Origin of the sequence: Nonomuraea sp. NPDC050153 (assembly GCF_044460125.1) — a bacterium.
In the GTDB taxonomy this organism is placed as follows: domain Bacteria; phylum Actinomycetota; class Actinomycetes; order Streptosporangiales; family Streptosporangiaceae; genus Nonomuraea.
The window spans coordinates 12,579-25,867 of sequence record NZ_JBITJQ010000046.1 but is presented as its reverse complement, the minus strand read 5'-3'; the positions used below and the strand labels follow the sequence as shown (position 1 = coordinate 25,867).

The window sequence follows — 13,289 nt, the reverse complement described above, 5'->3', positions numbered from 1 at the left end:
CCACTATGACGTACGGCGTACGTACGGGATCTGGCGGGCGGGGCTAGCGGGCCCGCCTGCGCAGGCCGTCGAGGTCGTGGATCACCACGCGCCGCCGCCCGGTCTCGATGAGCCCCCGGTCGCGCAGCGTGCGCAGCGCCTTGCTGACCGCCTCGCGGGAGGCGCCCGTCCATCCGGCCAGCTCGTCCTGCGACAGGGGCAGCGCCACGCGCACCCCGCTGTTGGTCTTCTCGCCGTACCGGTCGGCCAGCTCCAGCAGGCGCGTGGCGACCCGGCCCGTGGTGTCGAACGCGCCGTACTCGATGCGCTTCCTGTCCGCGTCCCGCAGCCTGCCGGTGACGAGCTGCATGAGCAGCACGGCGATGCGCCCGTGGGACTCCAGGAACGACGAGAAGTCCCGCACCACGATGCCCGCGATCGGCTCCAGCGCGGTCACCGTGGCCGAGCGGGGCGATCCGTCGATGGCCGACATCTCCCCGAGCAGCGCGCCGGGGCCGCGCACGGCCAGCACGACCTCGGTGCCGGCGCTGGTGTGCGACGAACACTTGACCCGGCCCTCCAGCAGCACGAGCACCCAGTCGGACGTGTCGCCCTCGTTGATCACCGTGGTGCCGCGATCCCACCGTCGCGGTCGGCCGGCCGCGCGCAGGGCCGCGATCTCCTCGTCGGTGAGCATGGACAGAAACTCGCCGGACTCTGGCTCCATGCGCCCGATTATGTCGTTACGGGAGTCACCCTTCTATTGCAAATCAGTCAGAACATAGGCGGCGACCGGCTCTTCCTTGCCCTTGAGGTTGAGCGGCCCCAGAGGGTTCACGGACGCGCCACGCCCCAGTTGCCTGAGTGTCGTCTCCCCGATGACGACCGTGCCCGGCTCGGCGATGCCCTCCAGCCGGGCGGCCACGTTCACGCAGTCGCCCATGGCGTTGAAGCCGCGCAGCTCCGGGCTGCCGATGTTGCCGACCAGCGCGGGACCGGTGTTGACGCCCACCCGGAACGTCGGCCACGGGACGTCGTCAACCCGCTTCCAGGCCATCTCCTCGGCCACCTCGGCGGCGGCCCGCTGCATCTCCAGCGCGGCCTTGCAGGCGGCCCGCGCGTGGCCCGCCTGGGTGGCCGGGGCATTGAACAGGGCCAGCAGCGCGTCGCCGACGAACTGCACGATCGTGCCGCCGTTGTTGAGGATGCAGGGGACGGCGGCCGTGTGGTAGCGGTTGAGCATCTCGACGATCTCGCCCGGCGTCACCTTCTCGGAGAACGTCGTGAAGCCCTTGAGGTCGGCGAAGAGCGCGGTCAGCTCCTTGAGCTCGCCGCCCAGCGCCGCCTGCGCCGGGTCGGCCAGCAGGGCGTTGGCCACGTCGGGCGACATGTACTGCCGGAAGAGCGTGTCGAGCTCCCGGTAGAGGCGGGCGTTCTCCAGGGAGATGGACAGCTGCCCGGCCAGCGTGGCGGCCAGCGCCTCGTCCTGGTGCGTGCGCCCGACGGGCACCTCCAGCACGCCCGCCAGATGGCCCTTGACCGTCAGGGGGAAGGCCAGCAGGTTGTCCCGCTTGATGGGCTGGTTGCCGGCGAACTCGTACCCGCGTGAGCCGATCTCCGCCTTGCCCTCCGCGACCAGGCCGATCTTGACGTCACCGTACGCCTGCCGCACCCGGTCCAGGGCCGTGGCCAGGAGCTGGTCCTCGGGCAGGCCCACCCGGGTCTGGGCGCTCACGGCCACCAGGGCGGCCAGCCGCCCGGACAGCTCGCGCTCGTGGGCCAGCGCCTCGCCCGCCCGGTCGAGCACCGCGACCTGGCTCTCGTTCAGCCGGAACTTGCCCGACATCCGGGTCGCGGCCAGCGGCTCGCCCCGACGTACGTGCTCGACCAGCTCCTCCAGGGCCTTGTCGTAGTCCTGCTGGATGCGCCGCACGGTCGCCGCCAGCGTCACCGAGTCGAACAGGCCCGCGCTCGACCCCTCCCGCCTGAACTGCAGGTACGCGCTGTAGGCCACGAAGACGAAGGCCAGCGTGAGCAGCACGTGCCACTCCCACCAGGACAGGTGCCAGTTGAGCTGCGACATCCCGGCGACCATGGTCTCGGCCAGCAGCGCGTACGCCGTGATCAGGCTGATGAGCATGGCCGACGGGCGCTTGCGATGCAGCAGGAACATCATCACGCTTGCCGCGCCGTACAGCAGGACGCCGGGCACGGACGCCCAGGCCAGCCAGTCGACCGGCGAGGCCATCGGCGGCTCGCTGAGCGGCGTCAGCCCCGGGACCAGCGACGTGATCCCCCAGACGACCATGAAGCCGAACAGCACGGAGCGGATGAAGTGCTGGGCATCCAGCACCTTCCTGGCCGCCTCCTCGCCCAGCGGCAGCGCCGAGGCGAACGCGAACGTCGCCGCGACGGAGAGCCCCACCTGCTGGCCCACGTCGAAGCCCAGCGAGCCGATCGGCAGGATGATCTGCGGGGTGGCCAGGCCGTGCATGAAGAAGAAGCCGGCACTGCTCAGGAAGACCATGGACACGAGGAACAGCCGGGCGTCCTGACGACGCCGCGACGCCTCGCTGATCATCACGCCGAGGACCACGTTGATCCCGGCCACGGTGATGATCATCCAGAAGTGGCCGGCGTTGTGCTGCCACATGATGTTGACCTTAGGCTGCGCGAGCAGCAGCCATAGCCCCAGCAGTGGCAGGACCAGGTGGATTCCCCAGACCACGCCGCGAACGGGTTGGGTGGCCGGAGGCAGGTACGGGGTTGACACAGACCTGATTATCCACGGGAGATCGACGCCGCCAATGCGTCGTTTTACTCACCGCAGTCGCCGAATCCTGTCAATCCGGTCAGTAGCCCTCTGTTTCGTGACGGATACGTTATGTAGTTTCTGTCATCTCTTAGAACGATTGAAACGTGAATCTCGTGGACAACATGAGCATCACGTGTTCTGGAAGGACAGCCGTGGCTAACAAGGTTCGCGGTGGGCGCACGCTCACCCTCGCCGCCGTGGGGGCGCTGGCCGCCTCGCTCCTCACTGTCGGTGGCGTCGCCACCGCATCGTCGGCCGCCGGCGAGGTGCACGCCTGCGTGCACAAGAAGACGCGGTACGCCCGCATCGTCAACCCCGACACCAAGTGCCGGAAGACGGAGGTGCGGATCCTGATCGGCGGCGCCTCCCAGACGACGGTCCAGCAGGGCGAGCAGGGTGCGACGGGCGCGAAGGGCGAGCCCGGCCCGGCCGGCCCGCAGGGGCCGAAGGGTGAGACGGGCCTGAAGGGCCCGCAGGGCCTCAAGGGCGACACCGGTCCCCAGGGCCCGAAGGGCGCGGACGGTAAGGACGGTCTGCCCGGCAAGGACGGCAAGGACGGGCTCCCCGGCAAGGACGGTCAGGACGGCAAGGACGGCCTCCCCGGCAAGCCGGGCCCGAAGGGCGACCCGGGCGGCGCCGACGTCACGGTCTACACCAAGTCGGCCTCGATCGGCAAGAATGGTTCGGGCTCGGTCTCGTGTGAGGGCGGGGACATGGCGACCGGTGGCGGCTTCACGCTGTACCAGGTCGGCGCCCGAGCCACGATGAGCGCGCCGAGCGGAACCTCCACCTGGGTCGTCAAGGCGCACGACTTGGGCTTCGGGGACGTCGGCACCGTCTACGTGGTCTGCCTGAAGAAGGCGTAACGCGCGAAAGAGGGCCGGTACGGGCGTCCCGAACCGGCCCTCCCTGAAACCGTCAGCCGAACAGCGCCGGCAAGGCCGCCGAGTGGGTCTCCCGCAGCTCCTCGACCGGCACCTCGAACACGTCCTCGACCACCAGCGAAGCGCCCCCGGTCACGCCGAGCCCGTAGCAGGGCACCTCGTGGCGCCCGCACAGCGACGCGAACTCCTCGTACGCCTCCGGCCGCACCACGACCAGCGCCCGCGAGGCCGACTCGCTGAACAGGTCGGTGAACGCGTCACCGCTCAGCGCCACCGAGGCCCCGATGCCGCGCGCCAGGCACGACTCCGCCAGCGCGACGGCCAGCCCGCCGTCCGACAGGTCGTGCGAGCCCTCCAGCAGCCCTCGACGGGCGGCCTCCACCAGCACGGTCGCCAGCGCCTGCTCGGCGTGCAGGTCGGCCCGGGGCGGCAGCCCGCCCAGGTGGCGGTGGGCGACGTGTGCCCACTCCGAGCCGCCGAACTCCTCGTGCGTGTCGCCGAGCAGCACGACCTTCAGCCCTTCGGCGGTGAACCCGGACGGCACCCGCTTGGCGACGTCCTCGATGACGCCCAGCACGCCCACGACCGGCGTGGGGTGGATGGCCGTCGAGCCCGTCTGGTTGTAGAAGGAGACGTTGCCGCCGGTCACCGGCACGCCCAGGGTGCGGCACGCGTCGGCCAGGCCGCGCACGGCCTCGGCGAACTGCCACATGACCTCGGGGTCCTCAGGCGAGCCGAAGTTGAGGCAGTTGGTCACGGCCAGCGGCTTGGCACCGGTCACGGCCACGTTCCGGTACGCCTCGGCCAGCGCCAGCTGCGCTCCGGCGTACGGGTCGAGCTTGGCGTAACGGCCGTTGCCGTCGGTGGACAGCGCGATGCCCCGGGTCGTGGGCTCGGCGTGCTTATGGTCGCGCCCGCTTCGGCCTTCGTTGGCTTCGCTCTCTCCGGCCGAGCTCCTGCGCTCCGGGGCCATGACCTCCGAGATCCGCAGCATGCCCGCGTCCGCCGGCTGGGCCAGCACGGTGTTGGAGCGGACGTACCGGTCGTACTGGGAGGTCACCCACTCCTTGGAGGCCAGGTTGGGCGAGCCGAGGAGCTGGAACAGCGTGGCCCGCAGGTCCGCGGGCCGCTCCAGCCGGTCGGGCGTGTCGGCGTTGAGCGCGGCCTGCCCGGACGGCTCGTGGTACGGGCGCTCGTAGACGGGCCCGTCGTCGGCCGCCGTGCCCGGCGGGATGTCCACGATGACCTCGCCGTCCCAGGTCATGACCAGGCGGCCGGTGTCGGTCACCTCGCCGATGACGGTGGCGGGGACGTCCCACCTGTCGCAGATCGCCATGAACGCCGCGATGTCGTCGGGCCGGACCACGGCCATCATCCGCTCCTGCGACTCGCTCATGAGGATCTCCTCGGGCCTGAGCGAGGGGTCGCGGAGCGGGACGAGGTTGAGGTCGACGTGCATGCCGCCGGTGCCCTTGGCGGCCAGCTCGGTCGTCGCGCACGACACGCCGGCCGCGCCGAGGTCCTGGATGCCGACGACCACGTCGGCCGCGTACAGCTCCAGGCAGCACTCGATGAGCAGCTTCTCCATGAACGGGTCGCCCACCTGCACGGCGGGCCGCTTGGCGTGCGACTCGTCCTCGAAGGTCGCCGACGCGAGCACGGAGGCGCCGCCGATGCCGTCGGGGCCGGTGGACGCGCCGAACAGCACGACCTTGTTGCCCGGGCCGGGCGCGGTGGCCAGCTTGATCTGGTCCTTGCGGAGCAGGCCCACGCACAGGGCGTTGACCAGCGGGTTGCCGATGTAGCAGGGGTCGAAGACGACCTCGCCGCCGATGTTGGGCAGGCCCAGGCAGTTTCCGTAGTGGCTGATGCCCTCGACCACGCCGGGCAGGACCCGGCGGGTGTCCACGGCGTCCGCGCCGCCGAAGCGCAGCGCGTCCATCACCGCGATCGGGCGCGCGCCCATCGACATGATGTCGCGGACGATCCCGCCGACGCCGGTGGCCGCGCCCTGGTGCGGCTCGACGTAGGACGGGTGGTTGTGCGACTCGATCTTGAACGTGGCCGCCCAGCCGTCGCCGATGTCCACCACGCCCGCGTTCTCGCCCATGCCCACGAGCAGTGCCTCGGACTTGGGAGCCTTCGTGGCGAACTGCTTGAGATGCACCTTGGACGACTTGTACGAGCAGTGCTCGGACCACATGACGCTGTAGATGGCCAGCTCGGAGCCGGTGGGACGGCGACCCAGGATCTCCTTGACCCGGTCGTACTCGTCCTGCTTCATCCCCAGCTCGGCGAAGGGCATCGGCTCGTCAGGCGTCTCTCCCGCCCGCTTGACACTATCGGTCATACGTTCACCAGCTTCTTGAGGATGGAGGTGAAGAACCCGAGGCCGTCGGTGCTGGGCGCGCCGACCAGGTCCTCGACCGCGTGCTCGGGGTGCGGCATGAGGCCGACCACGTTGCCCGCCTCGTTCCGGATGCCCGCGATGTCGTTGAGCGCGCCGTTGGGGTTGCCGTCGATGTAGCGCACGACCACGTGGCCGCCCGATTCCAGCGCGGCCAGGGTGTCCTCGGAGGCCACGTAGCGGCCCTCGCCGTGCTTGACGGGCAGGACGATCTCCTGGCCGGGCTCGAAGGAACCGGTCCAGGAGGTGTTGGTCTGCTCGATCCGGACCCGCTGGTCACGGCAGACGTAGTGGAGCGAGGCGTTGCGGGTCAGCGCGCCGGGCAGCAGGTGGGCCTCGCAGAGGATCTGGAACCCGTTGCAGGTCCCGATCACGGGCAGCCCCGCCCTGGCGGCCGGGATGAGCTCGTCCATCAGCGGCGCGAACCGGGAGATGGCGCCGCAGCGCAGGTAGTCGCCGTAGGAGAAGCCACCGGGCAGGAAGACGGCGTCGACTCCCTTCAGGTCGTGGTCGGCGTGCCACAGCGGCACCGCCTCCGCGCCCACGAGGCGTACGGCCCTGGCGGCGTCCTGGTCGTCGAGAGTTCCTGGAAACGTGACTACGCCCACACGGGCAGCGCTCATGACAGTCGTCCCCTCCGAGGAATGCGCGCGCACGCGCCACCGTCTCTTCGGGTGGACGGTGGTCTGCGGCGGTGTCTTCAGATTATCGGGTGCTGCCGGGTGGTCCACATCGGCTCGTGCGTCGGGCGAAGGACCAGGTCAGACAGCTGCCAGCTCGCGGTGACGGGCATCGGCCGCGTCGTCCCAGGCGAGGTGCTTGCGCAGGTGGACCGTGGTGCCGCGGCCGGGCGTGATGCCGAAAGAGATCTCGTCGACCACGGAGCGCATGATCAGCAGGCCGCGGCCGTTCTCCGTGTCGGGCGGAGGGAAGTGCAGCGGCATCGTCGGCAGGCCGTCGCCGCTGTCCGCGACGCGCACGTCGCAGCGGCCATAGCCGATCGCGGCGCTCACTTCGTAGCGGTTGGCGGGCCCCCCGTGCCGCACCGCGTTGGAGCATGCCTCGGAGACGGCGAGAAGCATGTCGGCGATGCACGTCTCGCTCACGTTGAGTGAACGCATGGCATCCCCAAGCACTCGCCTGACCATCGGTATGCCGATCGCATCCCGAGGCAGTGCCAACGAGAACTCAATATCCACCGGACTCCTCCGGGCGCCAGAATGTCACCTGGAGTAGGTTTCCCTGTGAAAACGGGGCTAACCGCAAAATCACGTTGTTGTTATTTAGTGTTGGCATGCCCGTGGCATTGTGGCGCCGCGGAACCCCTCTTTAACCGTCCAGGGGGGGAATCCGGCCACCAAATCTCCCCTACTCCTCAACCCGGACGCTGTAGTCCTCGATCACCGTGTTGGCCAGCAGGGTCTCGGCCATCTTGCGGACCTCCGCCAACGCCGCCTCGTCGGCAGGGCCGTCGAGCTCGACCTCGAAGCGCTTGCCCTGGCGCACGGCCGAGACGCCGGAGAAGCCGAGCCTGGGCAGTGCCCTGGCGATCGCCTGGCCCTGAGGGTCGAGGATCTCGGGCTTCAACATGACGTCCACGATGACGCGGGCCACTGCGTTCCTCCAGGGTGCGGTGGGTGACTGGGAAGCACAGCCTACCGGCGCGTGTGGCTGTCGACACAACGGGAACGGGGAGGACATGGGGCTTGCGCGCAGGGCTGTGACGTCTGCCACGATGTCCCCAAACGCGTACGAACCACCACCAGATGGTTCCTCGCTTGGAAGGCCGGCCTGAGGTGGCAACCCCATCGAGGACCTGCCCTGACAACCGCACAGGAGTGGCCCATGACCGAGCTTGTCGAGGTCATCGACAGACACAGCACAGGTGTCACGAGGCCGACGAAGGAGGCCTCGTGACACTCGAAGCCTCTCGTGGTGCTGACGCACCTCCGGAGCTCGTCCAGTTGCTCACCCCCGAGGGCGAGCGGGTAGAGCACCCCGACTACGACATCGACCTGACCGATGAGGAGGTCCGGTCGCTCTATCGCGACCTGGTCCTCGTACGGCGCATCGACCTGGAGGCCGTGGCGCTGCAGCGCCAGGGCGAGCTGGGCATCTGGGCCTCGCTGCTGGGCCAGGAGGCGGCCCAGATCGGCTCGGGCCGCGCATTGACCGACTCCGACATGGCCTTCCCCACCTACCGCGAGCACGGCGTGGCGTGGTGCCGCGACGTCGACCCGGTGAAGCTGCTCGGCCTGTTCAGAGGCGTGAACCACGGCGGGTGGGACCCCAAGGAGCACAACTTCCACCTGTACACGATCGTGATCGGCAGCCAGACCCTCCACGCGGTCGGCTACGCGATGGGCATCCAGCGCGACGACGCGAGCGCCGCCACGATCGTCTACTTCGGCGACGGCGCCACCTCGCAGGGCGACGTGAACGAGTCGTTCATCTGGGCCAGCGTCTTCAACGCGCCGATCGTGTTCTTCTGCCAGAACAACCAGTGGGCCATCTCCGAGCCCCTGGAGAAGCAGACGCGCATCCCCCTCTACCGGCGCGCCTCCGGCTTCGGCTTCCCGGGGATCAGGGTGGACGGCAACGACGTGTTCGCCTGCCTGGCCGTGACCAGGAAGGCGCTGGAGGCCGCCCGCACCGGCCAGGGGCCGACGCTCATCGAGGCGTTCACGTACCGGATGGGCGCCCACACCACCACCGACGACCCGACGCGCTACCGCGTGGCCAGCGAGCTGGAGTCGTGGAAGCTCAAGGACCCGATCGAGCGGGTCAGGTCGTACCTGTTCAAGCACGAGCACGCCGACCAGGCGTTCTTCGACTCCGTCGACGCCGAGGCCGACCAGCTCGGGGCCGACCTGCGCAGGCGCTGCCTGGCCATGCCCGACCCCCAGCCGCTCGACATCTTCGACCACGTCTATCGCGAGCCCCACGCCCTGATGGACCAGGAGCGCGCCCAGTTCGCCGCGTATTTGGAGGGGTTCCGTGACTGAGCGCAGCGAAGGCACCGGTAAGCGCAGCGCGACGGTCATGAAGCCGACGAAGGAGGCGTCATGACGGTCATGAGCCTGTCCAAGGCGCTCAACGAGGGCATGCGCAAAGCCATGGAGGACGACCCCAAGGTCCTCATCATGGGCGAGGACGTCGGCAAGCTGGGCGGCGTCTTCCGGGTCACCGACGGCCTGCAGAAGGACTTCGGCGAGGACCGCGTCATCGACACGCCGCTGGCCGAGTCGGGCATCATCGGCACCGCGATCGGGTTGGCGCTGCGCGGCTACCGGCCGGTGTGCGAGATCCAGTTCGACGGGTTCGTCTTCCCGGCCGCCGACCAGATCATCACGCAGCTCGCCAAGATGCCGATGCGCTCGCTGGGCGCGATCAAGCTCCCCGTCGTCGTACGCGTGCCGTGCGGCGGCGGCATCGGCGCGGTCGAGCACCACAGCGAGTCGCCCGAGGCGTACTTCACCCACACGGCCGGGCTGCGCGTCGTGTCCTGCTCCAACCCGGCCGACGCCTACACCATGATCCAGCAGGCCATCCGCAGCGACGACCCGGTGATCTTCTTCGAGCCCAAGCGGCGCTACTGGGAGAAGGCCGACATCGACACCGGCGCCACCGACTGGTGGCCGCCGCTGCACACGGCCCGGGTCGTGCGGCCCGGGACCGACGCCACGCTGCTGGCGTACGGCCCCATGGTCAAGACGTGCCTGGAGGCCGCCACGGCCGCCGAGGAGGACGGCCGATCGCTCGAAGTGATCGACCTGCGCTCGCTCAACCCGCTGGACGAGCCGGTCGTGATGGACGCCGCGCGCCGCACCGGACGGGTGGTGGTCGTCCACGAGGCCCCGGTCAACAGCGGCTTCGGGGCCGAGCTGGCGGCCAGGATCACGGAGCAGTGCTTCTACCACCTGGAGGCCCCCGTGCTCAGGGTCGGCGGCTTCTCCACCCCCTACCCGCCGTCGAAGCTGGAGGAGCACTACCTGCCCGACCTGGACCGGGTGCTCGACGCCGTCGACCGGTCATTCCGGTTCTGAGGGGGTGGGGTTCTCATGCGACGCGAGTTCAAGCTCCCGGACGTCGGCGAAGGGCTGACCGAGGCCGAGGTCGTCCGCTGGCACGTCAAGGCGGGCGACACGGTCAAGGTCAACCAGATCGTCGTGGAGATCGAGACGGCCAAGTCGATCGTCGAGCTCCCGATCCCCTGGGACGGGGTGGTCGCCGGCCTGCTGGCCGAGGAGGGCCAGACGGTCGACGTCGGCGTCCCCATCATCACCGTCGAGACCTCCGAAGGCGGCGCTCCCGTCTCGGAGGAGACCAAGGCCCTGGCCGAGGACCTGGTGCCCACGCCTCCGGCGGAGGGCGCCGTCGAGCCCGGCGCCCACGGCAGCCCGGCCCCCAAGGAGGAGCGCCAGGCGGTCCTGGTCGGCTACGGCGTCAAGACCGGCGCCACCAAGCGCCGCCCCCGCAAGCCCCGGGCCCCCGAGCTCCCCGAGCCCGGGGTCCCCGGCGTTCCGGCGACCCCGGTGGCCGGCCCCGCCCGCGTGGAGGTGAACGGCGCCCCCGCCCCCGCCCCCGCCCCTGCCCCTGCCCCTGTCCCGCCGTCCGCCGGCGGCCGGGTCAGCGTCCTCGCCAAGCCACCCGTACGGAAGCTGGCCAGGGACCTCGGCGTCGACCTGTCCACCCTCACCGGCACCGGCCCCGAGGGCTCGATCACCCGCGATGACGTCCACGCCGCGGCGGAGCCCGGGGCGGCCCCGGTCGCCGCGGCGGCGCCGGTCGTCGAGGTGGCGCCCGAGCGGCCGGAGGAGCGCATCCCCGTCAAGGGCGTGCGCAAGATGACCGCCCAGGCCATGGTCGCCAGCGCCTTCACCGCTCCCCACGTCACCGAGTTCCTCCAGCTCGACGTGACGAACACCATGGAGACGGTGCGGCGCCTGCGCGCCTTCAGGGACTTCGCGGACGTCAAGGTGTCGCCGCTGCTGCTGGTGGCCAAGGCGGTCCTCACCGCCGTCAGGCGCCACCCGATGATCAACTCGTCGTGGGACGAGGCGGCGCAGGAGATCGTGGTCAAGCGCTACGTGAACCTGGGGATAGCCGCCGCCACGCCCCGCGGCCTGGTGGTGCCCAACGTCAAGGACGCCCACGCCCTGTCGCTCCCCGAGCTGGCCGGGCGGCTGGCCGAGCTCACGGAGACGGCCAGGGCGGGCCGCACCCAGCCGGCCGAGATGGCCGGCGGCACCTTCACCATCACCAACGTCGGCGTCTTCGGCGTCGACGCCGGCACCCCGATCCTCAACCCCGGCGAGGCCGCCATCCTCGCCGTCGGCCAGATCAGGGACATGCCGTGGGTGGTGGACGGCGAGCTGGCGGTGCGCAAGGTGACCACCCTGGCACTCTCGTTCGACCACCGCATCGTCGACGGCGAGCTGGGCTCGATGTTCCTGCGCGACGTGGGCGACATGCTGGAGGACCCGCTGCACATGCTGGCCTGGAGCTAGCCGGGAGAGACTACGGCGACCGCCGGGAGGACCCCTCCCCCGGCGGTCGCCGTAGGCCGGGACACCCGCACCCACCCCGTACAGAGTCGCGCGGTCGCGATCTGATACATCTGATCTATGATTCGCCACATCGTGCTGTTCACCTGGACCGACGCCGCGACCGACGAGCAGAAGGAGACGGTGACCGCCGAGCTGGGCAAGCTGCCCGGCGCAATCCCGCAGCTCCGCTCGTACACCGTGGGCGCCGACGCGGGCATCAACCAGGGCAACCACGACTACGCGGTGGTGGCCGACTTCGACAACGTCGACGACTACCTGCTCTACCGCGACCACCCGCAGCACCAGGCGGTGATCGCGCAGCACATCCGGCCGATCCTGGCCTCGCGGGCCGCGGTGCAGCTCAGCCTCTAGATCTCCGGCGGGTTGTTCTCGCGGCGCATCAGCCTGTCCTCGGACGTGTGCCCCCGCCTGGGGGCCAGCACGATGCTCAGCACCACGCCCACGCCGCCGACGATCATGAAGATGAGCCCGACCACATCCATGTGGACGCTCTTGCCGAACACATCGGGCTCGATCGCGAATCTCAGGATGGCGCCGAGCGTGAGGAAGAAGATGCTGACCCCGACACCCATGACGACCTCCAGGCAAACGGCGGGTACAGCCACGGTCATACCCGGGTACAGAAGATCACACCCGTGACATCTCAGGCGAGACAGGACAGCGGCTCGCCCCCGTTGTAAGTGATCATGTCGAACACGGCGGTGACGAGGTCGATCGGCGCGCCCGGCGGCTGCCCGTCGAGTTCGGCGTAGGCGCGGTGCAGGTTGCCCACGATGCGCTCGGAGTCCAGCAGCCCGCCCCACTCGCCCAGGTCGGCCTCCCTGGCCGCCTCCAGCGGCGACAGCCCCGCCGCCCGGCCCCGCGCCGCGGTCTCCTGGACGAACCGCAGGTAACCCTCGACCCGGTCGTACGCCTCCGGCCCGCACACCCCGCCGTGCCCCGGCACGACGGTCTCCGCCCCCAGCGCCCTGAGCTGGTCGACGGCGTCCAGTGCCCCGGCCACCGAGCCCATCAGCACGAACGGCGTCCCGCCGTTGAAGACGAGATCGCCCGAGAACAGCAGCCGCCGCTCGGGAATCCACACGTACGAGTCGTTCGTCGTGTGCGCGGCGTGGCCCACGTGCCGCACCTCGCACCGCAGGTCGTCGGAGTGCAGGGTGATCCGGTCGGTGAAGGTGAGGAACGGCGGCGCCACCTCCATCTCGCCCCACTCCACATCGGGCGACCACGCGGCGCGGTAGGTGGGCACGCCCTCGGCCAGGATCTGCTCCCGTACGCCCTCGTGCCCGACGATGGTGGCCTCGGGGAAGAGCCAGTTGCCGAACGTGTGGTCGCCGTGGTGGTGGGTGTTGACCAGCGTGGTGATCGGCCGGTCGGTCACCGTGCCGATGGCCTCGCGGAACGTCCGCGTACGGCGCTCGGTCGAGCAGGCGTCGACGCAGATCACGCCGCGCCGGCCGGCCAGGAAGCCCGTGTTGTTGATCCACCAGCTCCCGTCGGGCTGGATGTAGGCGAAGACGCCCTCGGACACCTCTTCGACCCGGGGCGGCGGGAGGGGGTGATTGTGCGAACTCGAACTCATGCCGCGACCGTACTCCCTCGGAGCATCCCCGACCGCGCCCTGTTGCCGTTCC

General features: G+C 70.1%; 13 protein-coding genes. 5 read left to right on the top strand and 8 right to left on the bottom strand.

The genetic code is table 11. The features are described 5' to 3' along the window. Window positions 1-43 precede the first annotated feature (43 nt). Complete coding sequence (locus ACIBQ1_RS55700; protein ID WP_397291087.1) at window positions 44-706, bottom strand: Crp/Fnr family transcriptional regulator; 663 nt, start codon at window positions 704-706, stop codon at window positions 44-46. A 33-nt stretch (window positions 707-739) separates the two neighbouring features. Next, window positions 740-2,752, bottom strand: coding sequence for an adenylate/guanylate cyclase domain-containing protein (locus tag ACIBQ1_RS55695; protein WP_397291085.1), 2,013 nt, complete (start codon window positions 2,750-2,752; stop codon window positions 740-742). Between the two features lie 194 nt (window positions 2,753-2,946). Here ACIBQ1_RS55695 and ACIBQ1_RS55690 point away from each other — a divergent pair, with 194 nt between their 5' ends. After that, window positions 2,947-3,660 carry a hypothetical protein gene (locus ACIBQ1_RS55690; RefSeq protein ID WP_397291083.1) on the top strand — a complete coding sequence of 238 codons (714 nt, stop codon included), beginning with the start codon at window positions 2,947-2,949 and terminating at the stop codon, window positions 3,658-3,660. A gap of 52 nt (window positions 3,661-3,712) precedes the next feature. Here ACIBQ1_RS55690 and purL read toward each other — a convergent pair whose 3' ends face one another. From purL to purS, 4 genes are all read right to left on the bottom strand, one after another. Further along, complete coding sequence (gene purL / locus ACIBQ1_RS55685) at window positions 3,713-6,028, bottom strand: phosphoribosylformylglycinamidine synthase subunit PurL (RefSeq protein ID WP_397291081.1); 2,316 nt, start codon at window positions 6,026-6,028, stop codon at window positions 3,713-3,715. Beyond that, window positions 6,025-6,708 (bottom strand): phosphoribosylformylglycinamidine synthase subunit PurQ, encoded by a 684-nt coding sequence (purQ, locus tag ACIBQ1_RS55680; RefSeq protein ID WP_397291079.1) that lies wholly within the window; start codon window positions 6,706-6,708, stop codon window positions 6,025-6,027. The genes purL and purQ overlap by 4 nt, the downstream gene beginning before the upstream one ends. Window positions 6,709-6,846: 138 nt before the next feature. Then, window positions 6,847-7,284, bottom strand: coding sequence for an ATP-binding protein (locus tag ACIBQ1_RS55675; protein WP_397291077.1), 438 nt, complete (start codon window positions 7,282-7,284; stop codon window positions 6,847-6,849). A gap of 169 nt (window positions 7,285-7,453) precedes the next feature. Next, window positions 7,454-7,699: a phosphoribosylformylglycinamidine synthase subunit PurS gene (purS, locus tag ACIBQ1_RS55670; protein WP_138714815.1), complete on the bottom strand. Its 246-nt coding sequence runs from the start codon at window positions 7,697-7,699 to the stop codon at window positions 7,454-7,456. A 299-nt stretch (window positions 7,700-7,998) separates the two neighbouring features. Here purS and pdhA point away from each other — a divergent pair, with 299 nt between their 5' ends. The 4 genes from pdhA to ACIBQ1_RS55650 all read left to right on the top strand — a co-directional run bounded on the left by pdhA (window position 7,999) and on the right by ACIBQ1_RS55650 (window position 12,006). After that, a complete protein-coding gene (gene pdhA / locus ACIBQ1_RS55665; RefSeq protein ID WP_397291075.1) occupies window positions 7,999-9,090 on the top strand; it encodes a pyruvate dehydrogenase (acetyl-transferring) E1 component subunit alpha in 1,092 nt (363 codons plus the stop codon). Between the two features lie 60 nt (window positions 9,091-9,150). Then, a complete protein-coding gene (locus ACIBQ1_RS55660) occupies window positions 9,151-10,131 on the top strand; it encodes an alpha-ketoacid dehydrogenase subunit beta (RefSeq protein ID WP_397291073.1) in 981 nt (326 codons plus the stop codon). 15 nt (window positions 10,132-10,146) lie between these two features. Continuing rightward, entirely contained in the window at window positions 10,147-11,595 is a 1,449-nt protein-coding gene (locus ACIBQ1_RS55655) for a dihydrolipoamide acetyltransferase family protein (RefSeq protein ID WP_397291071.1), read from the top strand. Between the two features lie 117 nt (window positions 11,596-11,712). Continuing rightward, complete coding sequence (locus tag ACIBQ1_RS55650; RefSeq protein WP_397291069.1) at window positions 11,713-12,006, top strand: Dabb family protein; 294 nt, start codon at window positions 11,713-11,715, stop codon at window positions 12,004-12,006. Here ACIBQ1_RS55650 and ACIBQ1_RS55645 read toward each other — a convergent pair. Together ACIBQ1_RS55645 and ACIBQ1_RS55640 are read right to left on the bottom strand one after the other, a co-directional pair. Further along, complete coding sequence (locus tag ACIBQ1_RS55645; RefSeq protein WP_397291067.1) at window positions 12,003-12,227, bottom strand: hypothetical protein; 225 nt, start codon at window positions 12,225-12,227, stop codon at window positions 12,003-12,005. The two genes, ACIBQ1_RS55650 and ACIBQ1_RS55645, sit on opposite strands and share 4 nt — an antisense overlap. Before the next feature lie 71 nt (window positions 12,228-12,298). Then, on the bottom strand, window positions 12,299-13,237 hold the full coding sequence (locus ACIBQ1_RS55640; RefSeq protein ID WP_397291065.1) for an MBL fold metallo-hydrolase: 939 nt from the start codon (window positions 13,235-13,237) through the stop codon (window positions 12,299-12,301). Window positions 13,238-13,289 lie beyond the last annotated feature (52 nt).

Excerpts from the sequence above, each read along its gene's own strand:
- ACIBQ1_RS55650 (WP_397291069.1), top strand. The coding sequence starts at position 11,713 with ATGATTCGCCACATCGTGCTGTTCACCTGGACCGACGCCGCGACCGAC.
- ACIBQ1_RS55655 (WP_397291071.1), top strand. The coding sequence starts at position 10,147 with ATGCGACGCGAGTTCAAGCTCCCGGACGTCGGCGAAGGGCTGACCGAG.
- ACIBQ1_RS55660 (WP_397291073.1), top strand. The coding sequence starts at position 9,151 with ATGACGGTCATGAGCCTGTCCAAGGCGCTCAACGAGGGCATGCGCAAA.
- purL (WP_397291081.1), bottom strand. The coding sequence starts at position 6,028 with ATGACCGATAGTGTCAAGCGGGCGGGAGAGACGCCTGACGAGCCGATG.
- ACIBQ1_RS55640 (WP_397291065.1), bottom strand. The coding sequence starts at position 13,237 with ATGAGTTCGAGTTCGCACAATCACCCCCTCCCGCCGCCCCGGGTCGAA.
- ACIBQ1_RS55700 (WP_397291087.1), bottom strand. The coding sequence starts at position 706 with ATGGAGCCAGAGTCCGGCGAGTTTCTGTCCATGCTCACCGACGAGGAG.
- purQ (WP_397291079.1), bottom strand. The coding sequence starts at position 6,708 with ATGAGCGCTGCCCGTGTGGGCGTAGTCACGTTTCCAGGAACTCTCGAC.
- ACIBQ1_RS55645 (WP_397291067.1), bottom strand. The coding sequence starts at position 12,227 with ATGGGTGTCGGGGTCAGCATCTTCTTCCTCACGCTCGGCGCCATCCTG.